We start from the raw sequence: 20,164 nt of genomic DNA, 5'->3' as shown, positions 1-20,164 counted from the left end.
ATGGCTATATTAACAGTGGAGCGTTTAGTGGTGGGGCAATAGGAGAATCATGATTTCAAGAGGGAAGGATTACCTTTGCTAACCCTTTTTATTTTGTTAATAAATGTGTAAAAAGAGCCCGGTATAAAGGGTTTTTAGGTTTTTATCAAACTTCCTGGTATATCATTTAAATAAAAATGATGACACAGCAGAAGAAATGTCTTATTATTTAAGGAGATTTTTAATAAAACAGATTTTAGAAAATTGTAATACAATGTCTCACTTCATGGAGGTTCATTATATAAGGGAAAGGAAGGGGGAGCTTCTAATACTGTCGCTGAGTCGGGTAAGTAAAGGGTTCAAGCTGAAGGAAGGCATCTATCAGGCTGTGGATGAGGTATCGCTGGAGGTAAAGCAGGGATCCATTCACGGGATCATTGGTGAGAGTGGTGCGGGGAAATCTACGCTGCTGCGACTGATGAATCTTCTGGAACAGCCGGATCAGGGAACGGTTACTGTAGATGGCCACAACCTGACCGAAATGCCTAGTAAAGCACTGCGTAAAGCAAGGCAAAAGATTGGAATGATCTTTCAACAATTTAATCTTGTTTATAACGTCACAGTAGAGCGGAATGTTTCGATCCCGCTGGAGCTGGCAGATGTCCCAAAGCATGAACGAATGAAACGTGTGAAGGAGTGTCTGGATTTTGTTGGACTGGCAGATAAGGCAAAACAATATCCTGCACAGCTCAGCGGAGGACAACGTCAGCGTGTTGCGATTGCCCGCGCGCTAGCGAACAGTCCGGGAATATTGCTATGTGACGAGCCAACGTCCTCTCTGGACCCAGGAACCACTACAGATATCTTGAACGTGCTGAAGCATGTGAATTCAAGTCTTGGAGTAACGGTTGTCATTGTTACGCATGAGATGGATGTTGTCAAAAGCATATGTACTCATGTATCGGTGATGGAAAAAGGGTGCATTGTAGATTCGTTCTCTCGTGAAGACGGTGAATTCCGTCCAGCAGCAGCCAGCGCCGGGACATACCGCGATCAGATTCTTGGTAAAGCGGGGGAAGATCATGTTTGATAGTGTACTTCAATATCAGGCACAGATGTGGGATTCGATCGGTGAAACCTTTGTGATGGTTGGTATTTCTGTTGGAGCGGCAGTGCTGCTGGGGCTTCCACTGGGCACCTTGTTGTTTTTTTTCCGAAAAGGGCAGCTTTATGAGAATACAACGTTGTCTCTGGTGCTCAACAGTATCGTTAATATTATCCGCTCGTTTCCGTTCCTGCTGCTGGTCGTTGCGCTAATTCCAGTCACTCGTTTCCTGGTCGGGACCGCCATTGGGACGATTGCAGCAGCGGTTCCATTATCTATAATCGCTATTGCCTATTATGCTCGGTTAGTGGAGCAGTCGTTGCTGGAGGTTCCTAAAGGGGTCATTGAAGCAGCATTATCGATGGGAGCCTCGAAGCTGGGCTTGATCTTTAAATTTTTGTACGTGGAAGCTCGTTCGGGTCTAGTCCTTGGACTTACTACTTCTACAATTAGTTTTATCTCCTTCTCGACCGTGATGGGAGTTGTTGGTGGGGGAGGGGTTGGTGATTTCGCTATCCGTTATGGTTATCAGCGTTTTGAGACGGAAGTGATGATCTATGCCATTCTAGTGATGATTGTATTGGTCCAATTGGTTCAGTTCACTGGGGGGACTATCGCAAGGCTGTTGGATAAGCGTTAATACAAAATAGTTCAATATATAAACTGGGGGTTAGTAGTACTAATGAAAAAATCAATGATACTTGTGCTTACATTAATGGTATTGGTCGTAGCGGGTTGTGGCTCTAATAAAGCAGCCGAGAATAATGCTGCAAAAGGTAGTAATGATGAGTTAACCAAATTAAAGATCGCTACACTGATCCCACCTATGACAGAAATTCTGGATATTGTGAAGCCGCTCCTTAAGGAAGATGGCATTGATCTGGAGATCGTTGTTCTCTCTGACAATGTGCAGCCTAATGAGGCTTTAGCTAATAAAGAGGTAGACGCTAACTTTTTCCAACACGTTCCTTATATGAAGCAATATAATGAAAGCAAAGGCTCTAATCTGGTAGAGGTACAGCCTGTCTATGACGCTATTTATGGCGGATACTCCAAACGTTACAAGACTATAGCTGATCTTCCTGAAGGGGCTACGCTTGTAATGGCTAATGATCCATCTAACATCGGTCGTTCATTGCAAATGTTCGCTGCAGCTGATCTTATTAAGCTAAAAGAAGGCGTAGGCATTCAAGCCACACAAGCAGACATTACTGAGAATCCAAAAAAATTCAAGTTTGAAGAAGTCGATCTCCTAATGCTGGCCCGTATGCTTGATGATGGCGATTTAGTAGCCATGACTCCGGCTTATGCGAGCCCACTAGGATTGACACCGAAGAAAGATGCGCTGATTACGGAAGGCGAAGATTCCGAATTCACAATTACTTTGGTGGCACGTGAAGACAACAAGGATTCTGACGCCATTCAAAAGCTGGCTAAACGGATCAGCGGTCCTGAAGTGAAGAAGTTCCTTGAGGATAATTACGCGGATATTGCGTTGCCTGCGTTTAAATAAGCTGAATATGGATCTATAAAAAAAGGGCAGCCCGGCGATATTTACCGGGCTGCCCTTTTTGTAATAGGACTATTTAGGTGTGTCTTACATTACTCGGCTTCTCTCAGCCGTTCCACTATGGATGCTTGGGATAACGTTTTATAGGCTCTCAGTGTCACTGTGTAAGCGAGAATTAACAAAATAGGAACGGTGAGGATAAACGGCAGCCAACTCATCTGAAATACCATAAAGGCCATATTATCCGTGATGCTTTTGGAAAGGTTATAGGTCAGCAATACACCTAATGTTGAGGTTATGAGGACGGTTAGCAAAACGGTGTATAATCCTTCAAGGATCAGCATACGTTTTAGCTGCTTTTTGGTCATGCCAATACTCTCCAGCATGGCAAATTCATTGCGGCGTGAGACTACCCCGGTGAGTACAGTGTTGATATAATTCAGCACCCCGATTAGAGCAATGACCAGGCTAAGCCCATACCCCACGGTTTGAAAAATGCGAATGAATCCACCGAGCTCATCTTTATAATCCTCCCTGGATTTCAAGGATAATTCATTTGTCGAATCTGTTAGAGCCTTGGCTGCTTGTTCTACTAAATCCATTTTAGCTGGATCGACATGAAGTGTGGCTGAAACAATATTGGCTGGATCTGTACCTTGCGGCATTTCCTTCTGCAGCTCCGAAGCAGGGAGGAAGACGTTGTACCCTAACAAAGAGAAAGATTTTGTTGTGGCAGCATATACTGCATCATTTTTTACTACTGCCATCACTTCATAAGATTTACCCGACTTCTCGAAAGTGACTGTATCTCCAGGATGATAATAGGCGCGGTAGCTATCTTCTTCTATAAACATGGCCTCAGCTATGACCGCATATTTTCCTGAAGCAAACTTCTGCCTGTTAAACTCCCCTTCAATAATATCCTTGTCCACAAGATCAAACCAGCCCGGATCTAATCCATATAAATTATTGTAGATCACCCCCCTCTTATCTAAAGTGGAGAGAAGATAGGGATGTGGATCAGCAGCTGCCATTGGCTCCAAAATAGCCCGGACAGCATCATCGACAGGAGATGGAACATATCTGTGGTAAACCTTATCAACACTTTCTACACCGTCAATTTTACTTAGATTGTTGGCGAAATCCTCTGAAAGCTTGTATGGATCACCGTCTCGAGGCCCTGTAATACTGACTAACACTTCATTCTGAACCAAAAAATCACCGGAGATAAAGGAAGCCAGATATTTGTTCACATCCAGTGAGGAAATTACTGTGAAAATGGTACTGAACAAGATGATACTCAAGGAGAGTGAAGAGAGCATCAGGATCATCTTCTTTTTGCTTCTGAACAGGTTGGAGAACGCCATGTTGTGAAGTTTTGCGCCATGTTTTGATTTTTTGGCGTTCCGTTTTCCGCCGCTGCTGACTCCGGCAAATTTTACAGCCTCTACCGGCGAGGTTCGCGAAGCCATCCGGCCCGGTTTGCTTGCGGCGATCCATACGGTCATAAACGAGAATGCTGCTGCACCAATAAATATCCACGGGCTAGCAGAATAGACATTATCAGTAGAACCGTTTAAAAATGAGGAGGTCATAGGGAGAATCAGCAGACCTAGCAGATATCCCAACCCCAATCCAAAAGGCAATGCGACTAGATAAAGTGAGCGGGCCTGAATGGAGATGATCTTTTTTAGTTGTCGGGGTGTGGTACCGATGGTCTTTAGCAGGCCATAAAATTTGACATCCCGCACGACGGAAATAAAAAAGATATTGTAGATTAGTAAATAGCCGCTCAGCATGGTGATAAGAATGACAACTGCATAAGGAATGATATTCATTAGATTATCGGAGAGAGACACACTTGTATAAGCCGGATTGACACCATAAGGTACATCCAGGCCGGTGTCCGTCAAAATCTTTTGTACCTTCTGTTCAATATTATAAGAATTGTTAAACATCACCCCTAGACCTGCGGTGTTTACATAAGAACCCGTTGCCTCAGAGATATCCGGGTCAATATGGGAAATGTTCTTCTGTGTAAATGCTTCGGATACAAAAGCTAATCCTGACATCGCCAAATTTTGATCGGTTTCGTAATACCCGGAGAGCTTAAAGTCTTGGCTTATGACTTTTTCACCAATGTCTATATCCAGCTTCACAGTCTGGCCTAACTCATGTTTTGCTCCAAGCAAGTCAAGCGCCCAAGTATTTAGGACGATTTCATTCTCTTGGGAGGGCAGTCCGCCAGCTATAAAGTTGATAAATCCGTGTTTGGCATAATTCTCGTCAATTCGAAGGACCTCTACCCGGTTATTCTTGAACAGACTGGTGCTTATATCGCCAACCTTAAGAAAAACGCCATACTCTTTGATGGATGGGTGATTCTTCAGCTTCTCCAACTCGGCAGGATTCAGATATTTGAAGCTTCCATGATAATCGCTGCCAGTAGTCTGCATTTGTGCGCGTTGCATCGATTTGTTAATACTGAGCGCCAAGGTAAACACGGTGGTGATCAAAAGCGTAGTCAGTACGATGGCACAGATGATAGTGAAATTGCGAGCACGGTTGGCTTTGAGGCTTTTTTTGGCTAAAGTAGCAATAGTCTTATGGTTATTCGTGCTGATCATGGCTGGCTCACTCCGGAGCTACGGGGTTGTCCAGTGAAAATGATGCCATCTTCAATACGGATAATACGGTCAGCAGTTTGAGCGATTTGTTCATTGTGTGTGATCATCACAATGGTTTGGTTGAATTTTTCGCTCATCTGTTTAAGTAAAATCAGCACTTCTTGGCTTGTTTTGCTGTCCAGATTACCTGTAGGTTCATCTGCTAAGATGATTGAAGGTTTGGTCGCCAATGCTCTGGCTATTGCCACCCGTTGCTGCTGTCCGCCAGACAGATTAGAAGGTAGAGTATTCATCTTTTCCTGCAAGCCTAAAGTGCGGATGATCAGATCAAGATAAGTTTCGTCAACTTTGCCACCGTCCAGTTCAATGGGCAGCACAATATTCTCCCGCACATTTAGTATGGGTACCAAATTGTAGTTCTGAAAAACAAACCCCACCGATCTGCGCCGAAAAATGGTCAGCTTCTCATCACTCATCGCAAAAATATCGTTCCCGTCCACGTAAACCTTGCCCTCTGTTGCCCGATCTAATCCGCCAAGCATATGGAGAAGGGTACTTTTGCCGCTGCCGCTAGTGCCGACAATGGCGACAAACTCCCCTTTTTCCACTGACAGTGATATGCCGTCCAAAGCCTTAACGCTTGAGCCCACCTTTCCATAGTGTTTTTTTAAATTTTCAGTCTGTAGAATCGGCATAACTCTTCCCCTCCAATGAGATCTGTTTGTCCATAATTTAAGGGTAGCAAATCAATCTGACAGGAGAGTGTCTGAATTCTGACCATAATGACACATTCTATTTCAGCGCTGGGGCAGGTAAACAGAGAAAGTTGTACCTTTTCCAGTTTCAGAAATGACGTTGATATGGCCGCCTTGCGCCGTGATAATCTCTCTGGACAAAAACAACCCGATGCCGACCCCCTCGAATTCACGCGCTTGCTTCCCTCGGTAAAACCGCTTAAAGATGTGAGGGATTTCTTCGCTGGGGATTCCAAGCCCAGTATCGGTAAGGTGAATACAGGTGAACATCTCATTGCTTTCAGCAAGAACGGAGATTTGTCCCCTATGCGGCGTGTACTTCACAGCATTCTCGAGCAGGTTGAATAGCGCTTCACTTGTCCATTTGACATCGTGGCAGGCTAAGATGTGTGTCCCGCAGTCAATATTGATCGTAATTTGTTTGTTTTCCGCTTGTGCATAAATCTGGGATAAAGCCTGCATCAGAGTTTGTATGAGCGGTTTCGCCTCAATCAGCTGTAGGGAGATCATTCCTGTTTCCAAACGTGATAATTTGATTAGAGACTGGATCAGCCAATCCAACTTATCTGACTGCGCTTTAATATGCTGTATGTAGTGCCGGACATTCTCATTTAGTCCGGGCATCTCTTCCAGCAACTGACTGAATACCATGATATTAGAGAGGGGGGTCTTGGTTTGATGGGAGATATCCGAGATCAGCTCTTTTATTTTGTTTTTCTCTGTTTGAATATTTAGTTCATTCGCCTTAGCCATCCCTATATACCGCTTTAGTTTATGTTCCATCGAAGACAGAGCGGTTTCTTCATAGTTAGTGAGTGGCGGCTGGTCATGTATAGCCCGCTCAATCGCTGTATCCAAGGTCTGTATATAGATTGTGATCTGACGGTTCCATAACCAGACCCATACGGCTCCTGTCGCTAATATACAGATGATGAATAGAGAAGTCAGTTGGAGCAGAGTGGGGTCGAACCCGTACAGAAACATTATACTGCCGATAAAACAGGCCACTAGTATAAGGATGATCAGTAAAAAGAGCCTATGAATTTGCTTGAAATTAGCAGGTGGGCTATTGGTTTTCATGGTTTTTGCCCTTCAGTCCACATGTATCCAAGTCCGTAAATGGTCTTGATATATTTAGGCGCTGCCGGGTCATCCTCAAGTTTAGCACGCAGCCGTTTGATGGCTACTGTCAATGCGTTTTCATCCACAAATTCGGCATCCTTGCTCCAGATCTTGTCTATCAGCTGTTCTCGGGTCAAAATATTGCCCGTATTCGTCACCAGCAGCCGCAGCAGCTTTTGCTCAGTTTTGCTCAGTTGGAGCGATTGTTTGTTTTTGCTGTACTCCAGTTTCTCAAAATCGAGTTCTAACGGACCCAATGTTATTTTTCCAGTCCCTAGCGATTCCGTTCTTCTGAGTACTGCCATTACTCTGGCGCGAAGCACCATTAGGCTGAATGGTTTGGTGATATAGTCATCGCCCCCCAATGCAAAACCGGTGATAATGTCGGACTCCATATCATTGGCGGTGAGGAAAATAATGGGTACGCGTGAGGTCTTGCGAAGTTGCTCGCAATAATCCAGCCCACTGCCGTCTGGCAGATTGATGTCCAGAATGATGAGATCAATAGGGTTAACTGCGAAGATATGCTCCGCCGCGGCAATATCGTAGGCTTGATGGATCACAACATTGTTTTGAGAAAGAGTGAGAGCGATCCCTTTATTTAAACTACGGTCGTCCTCAACGATCAGTATGTTCATAGTAATTCTCCTTTGTTTCTTATTTGATCATTATACATTCTCGGGATTTATTCGAAAGCGAGATTTTTATTTAGTAGGCACTTGAAAGTGGGCTTCATATCTAAGAATACTATTATTGAAAGATTACGGAGCGAGGTTTTTTGATAAAGAGCCACATAGTTAAACCATAAAGGAAAGTTCAAAAGGACATCACCTATGTAGGGTGGTGTCCTTTCAATTTTCGATGGGGGCGCATCCCCTTTTTATATTGAAAAGGTTGGTTATGACCTACAACTAGCCCAACAGTGGTCTGTAGTCGTACAGCTACCTCGACTAAGGTCCAGTACGAAAAACCGTCGTTGGTCTGTTTTGAAAGTCTGCGATTTACCCTAGAATAAGGCTATAAGGTTAAGGACAACGAAAGGCGGTGAGAAAAAATGCAAAGAAGACAAGGAAACGGATTAGCGGTTGTACTGATTGTGATTGGTGCGGTTATGCTGCTCGGCATTGCGCTTCCTCTGATCCACGGAATGTTCAGATTACTTTTCCCGGTATTGCTGGTTGTTCTCGGGTACTACGGGATTAAGAGCGGACGCAAGATTATCGGTTGGGTACTGATGTTCATTGGTGTGATGTCCCTGATCGCGAAGCTTTCCTGGATCATTGGACCACTTCTAGGAGTGGCGTTGATCGTCTGGGGCGTATCAGCATTAAAGGGCAGAAGTAATAATGGTACTTATTAAGAAGCAATGTACTTAAACAAGAAGCAGGGAGGGAGCAGGAGATCATGAGTGTTTTTCGTCGCATGAGGGATATTACTGTAGCTAATCTAAACGAACGTCTGGAGCAAAGCCAAGATCCCGTGAAACTAATTGATCAATTTCTACATTCAACCCGTGAGGAAATCAGTGAAGCTGAAAGGCTGTACCAGCAATATGCTTCCCACACGAAGCAATTGCAGCAGCAAGTGAACCAAGCAACTGCCATGAGAAACAAACGTGAAGAACAGGCGTTGTTGGCACTGAAAGCAGGCGAGGATCATCTCGCGAAGCTGGCTTTACAAGAAAAGATCATTCACGAGGAAAAACTGGAGCAATACAGCGGGCTGTTAGAACAGAGCAAGCAATCCTTGTTTGAACTTGAAGCACAGCTGAATGAGCTGAAAATAGAGTATCAAACGGTGTACAGCAAACGTCAGTATTATTCGGCACGAATGGAGTCGCTGCGATTGCAGCAACGGATGAATCAAAGAGCCAGTGCTTATGGCAATGGTGGTGATGTTCCCAAAATGTTCGGACGTCTGGAGGATCAGATGTCGGATTGGGAATTAGAAGCAAAGAGCTTGCGTGATTTGCGGCGCATGGGACAGGAATATGCGGTGCAAGCGGGTGAGACCGTAGCGACCGTACTCGAAAGAGAAATGGCTCGCCTAAAGGAGAAACTGAACAATGGTGGAAAGGAGTAACGCTATGAGTCGATTGTATCGTTCAACTAGAGATAAAGTGATGACGGGTCTTGCAGGTGGATTATCTGAGACACTCGGTATTGATTCCACGTTATTCCGGATTCTATTACTGGTCAGCATTCCGTTCACAGGTGGTGCGGTGATTCCGGTATACTTCATTGCAGCAATGGTCATTCCTAAGGAACCGACGCATTATAATCCTTTTGGACCAGGGCCTGGGGCACCGGGTGGCCCATACGGCGGACCCTACTCAGGCAGACCGGAACATGGACACGGACCACAAGCTACTGGCGGATATGGACCTTATGGACGCCAGCCAAATTACAATCCTAATTTTGAGAAGAACAACGCTTATTCCGCACCGGACTCCGGTTTGGATGCGATGATGAAGGATATTGAGAAGAAGGCTTTGCAAAAAGAAGTAGAAGAACTCAAACAAAAACTGTCTAAATATGAGAAAGGGGAATTGTAAATCATGGGAGTATTTCAAAGAATTAAAGATATGACAAAAGCGTCGGTAAATGACTTGTTGGATAAGGTAGAGGACCCAATTGTAATGCTTAACCAATATCTGCGCGATATGGAGGCTGAGATTCACGAAGCGGAAGTAACAGTTGCTAAACAAATGGCTAACGAACGCCGTATGAAGCAACGTGTGGAAGAAGCAGCAAAAATGTCTGCACAACGTGGATCACAAGCTGAACTGGCACTGAAAAATGGCCAAGAAGAAGTAACTCGCAAGCTGTTGGAAGAAAAAATCTACTTTGACCAAAAGCAAGTGGAATACAGTGATCTTCACGCACAAGCTGAAGTACACGCTAAGGAATTGGTGCAACAACTGCATGACATGAAGGATGAGTTCTACAAGCTGCGCAACAAACGTAATGAGCTTGTATCCCGTGCTCAAATGGCTAAGGCTAAAAAACAAATGTCGCAAATCAGCAGTGTACATTCCATTGAAAGTGGCAGTGCATCACTCGGATTCCACCGGATGGAAGAGAAAATTATGCAGCTTGAGGCTGAAGCAGATGTAATGCGTGCACCTTACAGCCCATCCGCTGCTTATAGCAAACCCGTTGATGTTGAGAAGCAACTGAAAGTGGATGAGCAATTGGCGCTACTGAAAAACAAGCTGAACGATACACCTGCGGCTCCTTCTCTAAACAAAAAAGAACAATAAATCCTGTTCCTAAAACTTGGACGGATATGATATGCTGGACAAGAAGAAGCCATACGGTATGGATCTCCATACCGATATGGCTTTTATAGCGGCTTGCTATAATATTTAACGGTGATAATATTCCTCATAGTGACGGATATCTATCCGATATTATAAAATGAGTTTTGCTTCGCAAAACTTTTAGGAGGTGCGAAATGGATAAACGAAACCGTTTGATTGCCATCGGACTGATTGCTGTTGGCTGCATGATGATTTTTGGTAGATGGCTCGGCTTTTTCTCCATTGTCGCGCTTCTGTTCCTGCTGCTGGGCGTCTACCGTACGACATCAGGCAAAGTAAAGCAGGGCTATAAACTGCTCGGGATAGGTGCTGTATTGCTTTTGCTGGACCATTTGGTGCTCGTGCTGGGGATTTGCTTAATCTCACTTGGGATGTTTTTCACCAAATCCAAAAGAGTGCAGCGCAAGGAAGGGTTTATGCAGAAGCAGAACTTTTCATCCAGATTTGACTGGGACCGCTCACCTTGGGTGATGCACAGCCTTAGCTCTTGGCATGTACTGGGTGAGGCCGATGTGGATCTTTCATTAGCTATGGCGGATCATAAGGAAACGGTCATGCTGTTTCAAGGGATTTTTGGCGATATGGACATTAACCTGTCCGATGATTACGGCGTGGAAATTGAAGCTTTTGTTCTCTTCGGGTCCATTGAATTCGGCAACCAGCGGGATACAGGAATGTTAAACCGTCTGAATTGGAAATCAGCCAATTATGACAGCAGTGAATACAAAGTGAAATTTAGTGTTTCTTATTTAATGGGAGATCTAGATGTACGTTTATCCTGATAAGCTTGATAGAGAAGGGAGAGTCCCCGTATGGAAAAAAAGAACAAAAACATGATATCACGCAGCATGGGTGAGGGGGCTCTGTTCTCTTTTGTCATGCTGCTTGTGATAATGTATGTCATGTATACATATGGCTATTTGAAGCCTTTTGAAAGCTGGAAATTTGGCGTGCGGACAGCCGTTACCCTAATTCTTCTGCCTATGGGTTTTGGGATTGGTTATGGCTTTTATCAGAGCTTCCGTGTGAAGCGACAGTTGGAACGTCTTAGGCAGACCCTCGTATTATGGGAAAAGGGAAATTTGACGCTGTCCATGCCGGATCTAGGTGATGATGAGCTGGGAAGGCTCGGAGAACAGCTTGGCCGGATTAGCGGCAAATGGGAGAATCAAGTGACGACGCTGCAGCGGTTGTCCACGAATAACGCGAAGCTTGCGGAGCAGGCGCGGGTATCTGCTATTATGGAGGAACGGCAGCGGCTTGCGCGTGAACTGCACGACGCTGTTTCCCAGCAGCTATTTGCAATCTCCATGACTGCCACGGCGGTAGGCCGGACGTTGGAGAAAGATTTCGATAAAGCCCAGCGGCAAATTGCGCTTATAGAAGAAATGTCTGCCGTAGCCCAATCGGAGATGAGGGCGTTGCTGCTGCATTTGAGACCTGTTTATTTGGAAGGAAAGGGACTCGAACAAGGTCTGCAGGAATTGATCAAGGAGCTTAAGGTCAAGGTACCGATCGAAATTGTATTTGAGATGGACCCTGATGTGCAGCTGTTAAAAGGGGTAGAGAATCACTTGTTCCGTATCGTCCAAGAGGCGATTTCTAATACACTTCGTCATGCGAAAGCAGAAAAAATAGAAATCCGGCTGCATAGACGGGGAGATACAGTTCGCTTGACGTTGCGTGATGATGGGATCGGCTTTGAGATGGACGACACCAAACAAGCTTCCTATGGTTTGTCGAACATGCAGGAGCGGATTAATGAAATCGGAGGCTCCATTCAGTTCATTACCGCTCCGGGTAAAGGGATGCGTATTGAAATTACCGTTCCGTTAGTCAATGAATAATAGGAGGAAAGAGTAACCATGGAGATGGAGGAAGCAATTAAAGTACTACTCGTAGATGATCATGAGATGGTACGGATCGGGCTAGCAGCTGTTTTAGGTACCGAGGATGGAATTGAGGTCGTAGGTGAGGCTGGAAGTGGAGAAGAAGGTATTCGGCTGGCTCAAGAGTACAATCCCGATGTGGTCTTAATGGATCTCGTAATGGATGGGATGGATGGCATAGAAACGACTAAACAGCTGATGAAGCAATACCCAGAGATCAAAGTTATTGTTCTTACAAGCTATTTGGATGATGAAAAGATGTATCCTGTTATTGAAGCGGGTGCCTTTAGTTATCTGCTGAAGACTTCGCGGGCTAGTGAAGTGGCGGATGCGATCCGCGCTGCGGCAAGAGGACAGTCCGTGCTCGAGTCACAGGTGGCCTCTAAAATGATGAACCGTTTTCGAAACAATGCAAAAGGAGAATCACCTGCTTATAAAGAGCTTACGGAGCGCGAGATGGAAGTATTACGTCTGTTGGCGCAGGGTAAATCGAATCAGGATATTGCTGATCAACTAATTATTGGAATCAAAACTGTGAAATTTCATGTAACGAATATTCTCGCGAAGCTGGGCGTGGAAGACCGGACCCAAGCAGCAATTTATGCATATAAAAATGGACTAGCTGAATAACAACAAAGGACTGAAGCCTCTGCTTCAGTCTTTTGTTATAATATAAGAAAGTAGTTTTGGGGCCTCCGCAAAGTATCTGAGTACGCATTGAAACAAATCCCTCTCTTTGTGGGAATATTTCAGGTATAGAATCTCCTAATTCGAACATACTGTCTAGTAGATTGCTAGAGAGGTTCGAAGGGAGAATGACATATGCGGAAGATGAAGCTGAACAACGGAACAAAAAAAGGGACTTTTTTTATAATGATAATCGTGTGCTGCGCTGCGGCTCTGCTAGTTAATCTGCAAAGTGTTAAAGCGAATTCAACCGTTCTTGATGAGGGCGTTAACCAAGCTTCAACAGGAGCCGAACTAAATCATGCTCTTGGGAGTTTAATAGATCTTGGAAAAGAAACGACGGTTTCTGGTTCACCGCTGCGTCTAGTGTTAAAGTGGCAGGGAGAAAGCAGCAATTACGCGGATCTGTCTGCCGAAGTTGCTAAGTTAAGCACAAGTCTCGGATTGAATGTACCGTCAGGTACTGAGGAAGATGGACATATGACTTATCGTACAGAAGCTGTAAAACCATATGAATCGCGGCTCTCCTTATTTTGGAGTGAGCTTAGTGCAGGAAACAGTTATGTGATTGTAACGTTAGATACGGCTGATCTGCAAAATGAAGCTGGCTTTCAAGCGGCTGCTCGTGAAATAAGTATGATTCTTGAACAGAATAAAATTAAGGCCGAATGGAATGTATCCCTTCAAGGAAGCGCGCAAGAACAGGGAGCACCTGAAAAAGTTCTAGCACAGACGGAGTCATTGATGCATGACCGGTTTGAAGCTGTGACCGGAGGAGAAAGCTACAAGGATATCTCAACGGTTAGCCGTACGTATTCGATTCCTAATTTGAATCGCTCTGTGATGAGTGGAAATCAGTCAGTTTCTGCCCAAATCGCAGTGCATCATGAAGATCAGAAGGGGACAAACCGCGTAACTATAGGCTTTCCTTTAATAACCATCGAATATTGACATTTTTCTCTTATATAAGTGCAGATATAGTTAATAATAAGAAATATTAATTGAAATTTGCGAAATCCCGAGAGTATTTGTCAGGAATGTGATAGCATCCTTTTTAGGAATATGCTAAAATGACATAACGTCGTTATTCACCTTATGTTAGTACCGACGCTGAGCATGTCAATAAACTATATTACATACAGAAAGATGAGGAGCCATGGCTGAAAATCAAACCCTTGATGCACTGCACACACCCGGTGCTGTCTTTTTTATCTTTGGGGCAACCGGAGACTTAGCCCGGCGTAAGCTTTTCCCGGCGATTTACAGCTTGTACCGTGAAGGTAAGCTGGCACAAGATTTTGCGGTAATTGGCGTGGCGCGGCGCCCGCGTACTCAGGAAGAATTTAGAAGTGATGTGAAGGAATCCATCCTTGAATTCTGCCGTTACAAAGCGGGAGAAGAGAGCGAATGGAATGAATTTGTACAGCATTTCGAATACAAATCTCTGGACATAAACAATATTGATGGTTTCCGCGAGCTAAGAGCACAAACTGAAGTTCTTGAAGAGAAATTCAGTATTCCGGGCAATCGGATGTTCTATCTTGCGCTGGCGCCTGAATTATTCGGCAGTGTCTCCTTCAACCTTAAAGCTGGCGGGATGCTGGATAGTACGGGTTGGAATCGCCTCGTAATTGAGAAGCCTTTTGGCTATAATCTGGAGTCGGCTGAACAGCTGAACGAACAGATTCGTCAGGTCTTCAAAGAAGAGGAAATTTACCGGATTGACCACTATCTTGGTAAAGAAATGGTACAGAATATCGAAGTGATTCGTTTTGCTAATGCTTTTTTCGAACCGCTCTGGAATAATAAACATATTGCCAATATTCAAATTACACTTGGCGAAACCGTAGGTGTAGAAGAACGCGGTGGTTACTATGACCATGCGGGAGCCTTACGGGACATGGGCCAGAATCATATACTGCAACTGCTGACTATGATTGCTATGGAACCACCAAGCCGTCTGCTCGCAGAAGATATTCGTGATGAGAAAGTGAAGGTACTTCGTTCCCTTCGTCCTTATGCGACATCTGATGAGGTTCGTGAGAATGTCGTAAGAGCACAATATATTCAAGGCTTACACCAAGGCAAAACCCTTCCTGCTTACCGTCAGGAAGATAAGGTTGATCCTGAGTCGAATACAGAGACGTATTTTGCTGCCCGTGTATTTGTAGATAACTTCCGCTGGGCTGGAGTTCCTTTCTACATCCGTACAGGTAAACGTCTCCCGGTGAAGACGACGGAAGTGGTAGTTGAGTTCAAAGGTATGCCAACCAACGTTTATTTGGGACAAAAGCATAAACTTGAGCCTAACCTCCTTGTAATCCGTGTGAACCCAATGGAAGGCATTTACGTAAAGATTAATGCCAAGAAACCGGGTTCCGAGTCTGAGATTCAACCGCTGGCTATGGACTTCTGTCAGAGCTGCCTGGTTGGAATCAATTCTCCGGAAGCATATGAGCGCTTGCTACATGATGCGGCACGCGGAGATTCAACTTATTTCACTCGTTGGGATGAGGTATCCTCGGCATGGTCGTTCGTGGATCGTATTGCGAAAGCATGGAGCGAAGAGTCTAGCGACTTATCTTCTTATCCTGCTGGCTCTTGGGGTCCAGTGGAAGCAGATGAACTGCTTGCTAAAGAAGGTTTCCATTGGTGGCCTGTAAACGGCCAAGATGAAGATAATGTGGTTTGGCTGAAGAATAACTAAACCTTGAGTTAATGCTATCTCCCTGCAGAGGATGCAGGGAGATTTTTTGTAATGCTAAGATCTAAAAGATTGGACTTCAGACGGTGTTTGGGGATCTGGGCACTTTTCTAATAACTGCACTTTGTACAATTAAAATCGCTTATCTCGTTGTGATTAGTCTTTTAGATGTATTTTCTGCAACTATAATCACCGGATAAGGCAGAAAAGCGTGCACAACTTAATTTTAATTGCATCAAATGCAACTAAAGGCTAATGAAAATGCTAATACTTCAAGTAAGTGTAGGAAATACATCTATTTTTTTGAGCAATGATATGTGGGGATCATAATCCAGACCATTCGGGAGATATTTTGCGGCACGCGCTTTTTAGTAGATAATGTCTGCCGGATTTTGATATACTTTAGAGGATGCTTTCACTTGAAGCGGACTGGAGCTAGACCTAAGAGCTATTCATTCAGAAATGAAGGGGTATGAACAATGAGCAGAGCACCGATTTGATGAACCCCAGTGTAATTGAAGCAGAAGCAGGAATTTTATATATGAAGGGATATGTGTAATGAACAAAGCAATAGATCAGAAGCTGCAAAAGGAAGTGGATAGACGCAGAACCTTTGCGATCATTTCCCACCCGGATGCGGGTAAAACAACTTTAACGGAGAAACTGCTGTTATTCGGTGGCGCGATCCGTCTGGCGGGAACGGTTAAGGCCCGTAAAGCGAATAAACATGCGACGAGTGACTGGATGGAAATTGAGAAGCAGCGGGGGATTTCTGTAACGTCTTCCGTAATGCAGTTTGATTATTTGAATCATCGCGTGAACATTTTGGATACACCGGGTCACCAAGACTTCAGTGAGGACACCTATCGTACCCTAACTGCAGCGGATAGTGCGGTCATGCTTATTGACGTGGCAAAAGGTGTGGAAGCCCAAACTACCAAACTGTTTCAGGTATGTGCTAAACGGGGCATTCCGATTTTCACCTTTATTAACAAGCTGGACCGTGAAGGACGTAGCCCGTTTGATCTGATGGAAGAGCTGGAGCAGGTTCTTGGTATTCGTTCTGTGCCAATGAACTGGCCGATCGGTAGTGGACGTGAGCTATGCGGCGTATATGACCGGATGAAAAATCAGGTAGAGCTGTTCCAAGGTGACGATCACTCCATAATCAAGGTTCAAAAGGTTGACGGATACCGTGATCCAATCATTCGTGAAATGGCTGGAGAGTATCTGCATGATCAACTGTGTCAGGATCTGGAGCTGCTGGATGTAGCAGGCGATGCTTTTGACTATGAAAAAGTATTAAGTGGTGAACTCACACCTGTGTTCTTTGGCAGTGCGATCAACAATTTTGGCGTACAGACTTTCCTCGATAATTTCTTGGATCTGGCACCGAAGCCTGAACCACGCCGCAGTACTACAGGGGTAGTAGAACCAACGAATGAGAAATTCACTGGTTATGTGTTCAAAATTCAAGCGAATATGAACCCGGCTCACCGTGACCGGATTGCTTTTCTGCGTATTGTGTCCGGGAAATTCGAACGGGGTATGAGCGTGAAGCATGTACGTGCCGGTAAAGATATCAAGCTGGCGCAACCGCAGCAATTTTTGGCGCAAGACCGCGATATCGTAGAGGAAGCTTATCCGGGAGATATCATCGGTCTGTTTGATCCAGGTATTTTTAGAATTGGTGATACATTGAGCCAAGCAGGAGATATGGAATTCGATGAGCTGCCAACGTTCTCACCAGAGATTTTTGCTAAAGTGAGTATTAAAAATGCGTTGAAATCGAAGCAGTTCCAGAAGGGTGTCGATCAGCTGACTGAAGAGGGCATGATCCAGGTGTTCCGCACGGTCAACTTTGACGATATTTTGCTTGGTGTAGTTGGACAACTGCAGTTTGAAGTGTTTGAGTACCGCATGAAGGGTGAATATGGTGTGGATGTTCAGTTGCAGAGAATGCCGTACCAGTTTGCACGTTGGATCGTAGATGAAACTAAGCCGGATGCGAGCAAATTCAGAATCAACTCAACGCTGGTGACGGATAAGAAGGGCAATTTTGTCGTGTTGTTCGAGAACGAATATGCTATGCGGACAGCGATGGATAAGAACCCGACAGCTAAATTCCTGGAAATGGCTCCAAAAGCATTACTATAATTAGGATGCTATAACTTTCTGAATGTAATAATAAAACCTCCGCCTCCATAGGTGAAGTTACACCATGGTGAGCGGAGGTTTTTGACTAGTTGCCGTCAGTTTACGATGTGATATCCCCAGGGGTAATAGTCTCCAGGTGATCATGCAGCATGGTAACCAACCGATCTTGCTTAGCGGGGTCTAAATCCTTCCAGATCATTTCGAACACGGCGCCAAGTCCCGGGAGTGCTGCCTCCGGACCGTCCACAGAGCCTTCAATCATATGACGTAAATCCTCTTCAGATTGACCGTGCACTTTATGAAGAATCGCCTGGCGCAAGTCAATGGTAACGGGCATAATGTACCTCCTTTTTTGAAAATATAGTGATATTGACCTCGTTATAATGTGCCCTGCAAAGGTGCTGGAAATTCAAGTTTTTGTCCAAATATAAGATAGTATAAGTTTAACACTATACATTATCCTTACATTTCTACGAGAAACGGTTGCCATCCATAAGGACGGCAATGACGTTTCTTCTTGGCTTATGCTATACTGTTTGAGATATAGAATGCTACGGGAGGTACATAGACATGGCCAAAAAACAATATGCCGTCATCGGTATGGGGCGTTTCGGATCTAGTGTTGCTAAGGCGCTCAGCGGCATGGGGTTTGATGTACTTGCGATTGATGCTGACGAGCAGCGAACACAGGAGATTTCAAGTATTGTAACTCATGCCGTATCTGCAGATTCCACGGATGAGGAGGCGCTGCGTGCCCTTGGTATTCGCAATTTTGATGTGGTGGTTGTAGCCATTGGCGAGGACATTCAAGCTAGCATCCTGACAACACTTATTCTAAAAGACCTGGGTGTGCCTGCAATTCTGGCAAAAGCCAAAGGTGAACTGCACGGCAAAGTATTAAGCAAAATTGGTGCGGACAAGGTGATTTATCCTGAACGGGATATGGGAATGCGGGTTGCGCATCATCTTGCTTCGCCTAATATATTGGATTATATTGAGCTGTCGCCGGACTACAGTATTCTGGATATGAAGGTATCCGGACCGATGCTCGGAAAAAATCTACAGGAGCTCGACATCCGCGCAAGATTTGGCTGCAACGTAATGGCCATCCGCCAAGGTGAAGAGATGAACATCTCTCCCCGTGCAGAAGATCGCCTGATCGATGGAGATATCCTTGTTATTGTTGGGCATAAGGATAACTTGACGAAGCTGGAGATGGCGTATCAGTAGGAACAAAGAATAAATGGCAAGGCAGAAGAAAGGAAGACTTTATGGAAATCATGTCTCCGCAAAATACGCGGGTTAAAGAGTGGGCCGGGCTGCAGGAGAAAAAGCACCGTGACAAGGCTCGTAAATATATCGTAGAGGGCGTTCACCTGGTTCAGGAAGCACTGCTGGCTGAAGCAGATGTGGAATGCCTTGCTTATGACCTCGACAAGGGAATGCCAGCTGAACTTAAGGGGCTGCTTCAGGCTGTTCAGGGAATGGAAGTGATTGGTGTCTCGGCGGCGATCATCTCAAAATGCAGCAGCACCAATACGCCGCAGCCTGTGTTTGCCATCGTGCGGAAGGAACAGCAGGCTGTAGAAGCTATCCTAGCGAAGAAGGACAGTTTTGTGGTTGTGCTGGACGGCGTGCAGGATCCCGGCAATGTCGGCACCATTATCCGCAGCGCGGATGCAGCGGGAGCAGACGGCGTGATCCTCGGACAAGGCTGTGCCGACCTCTATAATCCAAAGACCATCCGGTCCACGATGGGCTCGATGTTCCATCTTCCGGTGGTGGAGGGAGAGTTAAGTGAGATTTTGCCACAGGCCCGGGAAAATGGGGCGCTGCTGGTGAGCACTTCGCTGCAGGGCGAAGAATCGTGCTATGAGCACGATTTCCACGGCACCCAGTGGCTGCTGATTGGCAGCGAGGGTAAAGGCATCTCACCGGAAACGGCGCGTCTCGTGGACAAGAGTATCATCATCCCGATGGCAGGCCGCGCGGAATCGCTGAACGCCGCAATGGCGGCGACGATTTTGCTGTTTGAGGGAATGAGACAGCGGGGATAAATTATCACCGTTTGGAACGTAGTTTTTCACAGTAAATCCCGTCCTGATGATCAAGATAATCTTGATCATCAGGACTTTTTTATAATCCTGCAACAGTATTGGCCTGGCCATTTCCATTCTCAATACTTATATATTCTTTAGAAATTACTATTTTTCGAATATTCATATGTCATTCTTTTTTACGACAAATATATACGAATGTTGGAGGAAAAGTGTAAGGCACAAATTCAATTTTCTCAATAAGTAGTTG

At 45.0% G+C, this 20,164-nt stretch carries 20 protein-coding genes; 15 read left to right on the top strand and 5 right to left on the bottom strand.

Annotated elements, in window-relative coordinates; genetic code table 11:
* Nucleotides 1-307: 307 nt before the first annotated feature.
* From MKZ16_RS27975 to MKZ16_RS27965, 3 genes are read left to right on the top strand one after another with little or no spacing between them, the layout of a single operon-like run.
* On the top strand, nucleotides 308-1,069 hold the full coding sequence (locus MKZ16_RS27975; RefSeq protein ID WP_080742734.1) for an ATP-binding cassette domain-containing protein: 762 nt from the start codon (nucleotides 308-310) through the stop codon (nucleotides 1,067-1,069).
* Nucleotides 1,062-1,724 (top strand): methionine ABC transporter permease, encoded by a 663-nt coding sequence (locus tag MKZ16_RS27970; RefSeq protein ID WP_036685560.1) that lies wholly within the window; start codon nucleotides 1,062-1,064, stop codon nucleotides 1,722-1,724. Before MKZ16_RS27975 ends, MKZ16_RS27970 begins: the two co-directional genes overlap by 8 nt.
* A 42-nt stretch (nucleotides 1,725-1,766) precedes the next feature.
* The gene (locus MKZ16_RS27965) at nucleotides 1,767-2,597 is read left to right on the top strand and encodes a MetQ/NlpA family ABC transporter substrate-binding protein (protein WP_036685556.1); all 831 of its coding nucleotides are present in this window, start codon (nucleotides 1,767-1,769) and stop codon (nucleotides 2,595-2,597) included.
* An 89-nt stretch (nucleotides 2,598-2,686) separates the two neighbouring features.
* On the opposite strand, the gene MKZ16_RS27960 is transcribed toward MKZ16_RS27965, so the two are convergent.
* From MKZ16_RS27960 to MKZ16_RS27945, 4 genes are all read right to left on the bottom strand, one after another.
* Complete coding sequence (locus MKZ16_RS27960; protein ID WP_076104860.1) at nucleotides 2,687-5,221, bottom strand: FtsX-like permease family protein; 2,535 nt, start codon at nucleotides 5,219-5,221, stop codon at nucleotides 2,687-2,689.
* Nucleotides 5,218-5,916, bottom strand: a complete 699-nt coding sequence (locus MKZ16_RS27955) for an ABC transporter ATP-binding protein (protein WP_036685550.1) — start codon at nucleotides 5,914-5,916, stop codon at nucleotides 5,218-5,220. Before MKZ16_RS27955 ends, MKZ16_RS27960 begins: the two co-directional genes overlap by 4 nt.
* 102 nt (nucleotides 5,917-6,018) lie before the next feature.
* Complete coding sequence (locus MKZ16_RS27950; protein ID WP_076104861.1) at nucleotides 6,019-7,056, bottom strand: HAMP domain-containing sensor histidine kinase; 1,038 nt, start codon at nucleotides 7,054-7,056, stop codon at nucleotides 6,019-6,021.
* Nucleotides 7,053-7,736 (bottom strand): response regulator transcription factor, encoded by a 684-nt coding sequence (locus tag MKZ16_RS27945; RefSeq protein WP_076104862.1) that lies wholly within the window; start codon nucleotides 7,734-7,736, stop codon nucleotides 7,053-7,055. The genes MKZ16_RS27950 and MKZ16_RS27945 overlap by 4 nt, the downstream gene beginning before the upstream one ends.
* 416 nt (nucleotides 7,737-8,152) lie before the next feature.
* On the opposite strand from MKZ16_RS27945, the gene MKZ16_RS27940 reads away from it, so the two are divergent.
* The 10 genes from MKZ16_RS27940 (at nucleotide 8,153) to MKZ16_RS27895 (ending at nucleotide 17,857) form a co-directional block, all read left to right on the top strand.
* On the top strand, nucleotides 8,153-8,458 hold the full coding sequence (locus MKZ16_RS27940) for a hypothetical protein (protein ID WP_036685544.1): 306 nt from the start codon (nucleotides 8,153-8,155) through the stop codon (nucleotides 8,456-8,458).
* Between the two features lie 44 nt (nucleotides 8,459-8,502).
* Nucleotides 8,503-9,180, top strand: a complete 678-nt coding sequence (locus MKZ16_RS27935; RefSeq protein ID WP_036685541.1) for a PspA/IM30 family protein — start codon at nucleotides 8,503-8,505, stop codon at nucleotides 9,178-9,180.
* A 4-nt stretch (nucleotides 9,181-9,184) separates the two neighbouring features.
* The gene (locus tag MKZ16_RS27930) at nucleotides 9,185-9,652 is read left to right on the top strand and encodes a PspC domain-containing protein (protein WP_036685653.1); all 468 of its coding nucleotides are present in this window, start codon (nucleotides 9,185-9,187) and stop codon (nucleotides 9,650-9,652) included.
* A gap of 3 nt (nucleotides 9,653-9,655) precedes the next feature.
* Nucleotides 9,656-10,360, top strand: coding sequence for a PspA/IM30 family protein (locus tag MKZ16_RS27925; RefSeq protein ID WP_036685540.1), 705 nt, complete (start codon nucleotides 9,656-9,658; stop codon nucleotides 10,358-10,360).
* A 194-nt stretch (nucleotides 10,361-10,554) separates the two neighbouring features.
* On the top strand, nucleotides 10,555-11,202 hold the full coding sequence (liaF, locus tag MKZ16_RS27920) for a cell wall-active antibiotics response protein LiaF (RefSeq protein WP_036685537.1): 648 nt from the start codon (nucleotides 10,555-10,557) through the stop codon (nucleotides 11,200-11,202).
* A gap of 30 nt (nucleotides 11,203-11,232) precedes the next feature.
* Nucleotides 11,233-12,267: a sensor histidine kinase gene (locus MKZ16_RS27915; protein ID WP_036685535.1), complete on the top strand. Its 1,035-nt coding sequence runs from the start codon at nucleotides 11,233-11,235 to the stop codon at nucleotides 12,265-12,267.
* An 18-nt stretch (nucleotides 12,268-12,285) separates the two neighbouring features.
* Nucleotides 12,286-12,939, top strand: a complete 654-nt coding sequence (locus tag MKZ16_RS27910) for a response regulator transcription factor (protein WP_036685532.1) — start codon at nucleotides 12,286-12,288, stop codon at nucleotides 12,937-12,939.
* Nucleotides 12,940-13,131: 192 nt separating this feature from the next.
* Entirely contained in the window at nucleotides 13,132-13,947 is an 816-nt protein-coding gene (locus tag MKZ16_RS27905) for a YwmB family TATA-box binding protein (protein ID WP_076104863.1), read from the top strand.
* Nucleotides 13,948-14,152: 205 nt separating this feature from the next.
* The gene (gene zwf, locus MKZ16_RS27900; protein WP_036685526.1) at nucleotides 14,153-15,703 is read left to right on the top strand and encodes a glucose-6-phosphate dehydrogenase; all 1,551 of its coding nucleotides are present in this window, start codon (nucleotides 14,153-14,155) and stop codon (nucleotides 15,701-15,703) included.
* Nucleotides 15,704-16,258: 555 nt separating this feature from the next.
* Entirely contained in the window at nucleotides 16,259-17,857 is a 1,599-nt protein-coding gene (locus MKZ16_RS27895) for a peptide chain release factor 3 (protein WP_076098828.1), read from the top strand.
* 100 nt (nucleotides 17,858-17,957) lie between these two features.
* Here the strand turns inward: MKZ16_RS27895 and MKZ16_RS27890 are convergent, their stop codons facing one another.
* Nucleotides 17,958-18,194, bottom strand: coding sequence for a small acid-soluble spore protein SspI (locus MKZ16_RS27890; RefSeq protein ID WP_076098826.1), 237 nt, complete (start codon nucleotides 18,192-18,194; stop codon nucleotides 17,958-17,960).
* A 233-nt stretch (nucleotides 18,195-18,427) separates the two neighbouring features.
* On the opposite strand from MKZ16_RS27890, the gene MKZ16_RS27885 reads away from it, so the two are divergent.
* Both MKZ16_RS27885 and MKZ16_RS27880 read left to right on the top strand, forming a co-directional pair.
* Nucleotides 18,428-19,087 carry a TrkA family potassium uptake protein gene (locus MKZ16_RS27885; protein WP_036685517.1) on the top strand — a complete coding sequence of 220 codons (660 nt, stop codon included), beginning with the start codon at nucleotides 18,428-18,430 and terminating at the stop codon, nucleotides 19,085-19,087.
* 41 nt (nucleotides 19,088-19,128) lie between these two features.
* Nucleotides 19,129-19,914, top strand: a complete 786-nt coding sequence (locus MKZ16_RS27880) for an RNA methyltransferase (RefSeq protein ID WP_076104864.1) — start codon at nucleotides 19,129-19,131, stop codon at nucleotides 19,912-19,914.
* Nucleotides 19,915-20,164: the final 250 nt, after the last annotated feature.

The organism is Paenibacillus sp. FSL R5-0928, assembly GCF_037970385.1.
Lineage (GTDB): Bacteria > Bacillota > Bacilli > Paenibacillales > Paenibacillaceae > Paenibacillus_AQ > Paenibacillus_AQ odorifer.
Note: the sequence above shows the minus strand (reverse complement) of the source record. Positions and strands in the feature narration are given on the sequence as shown.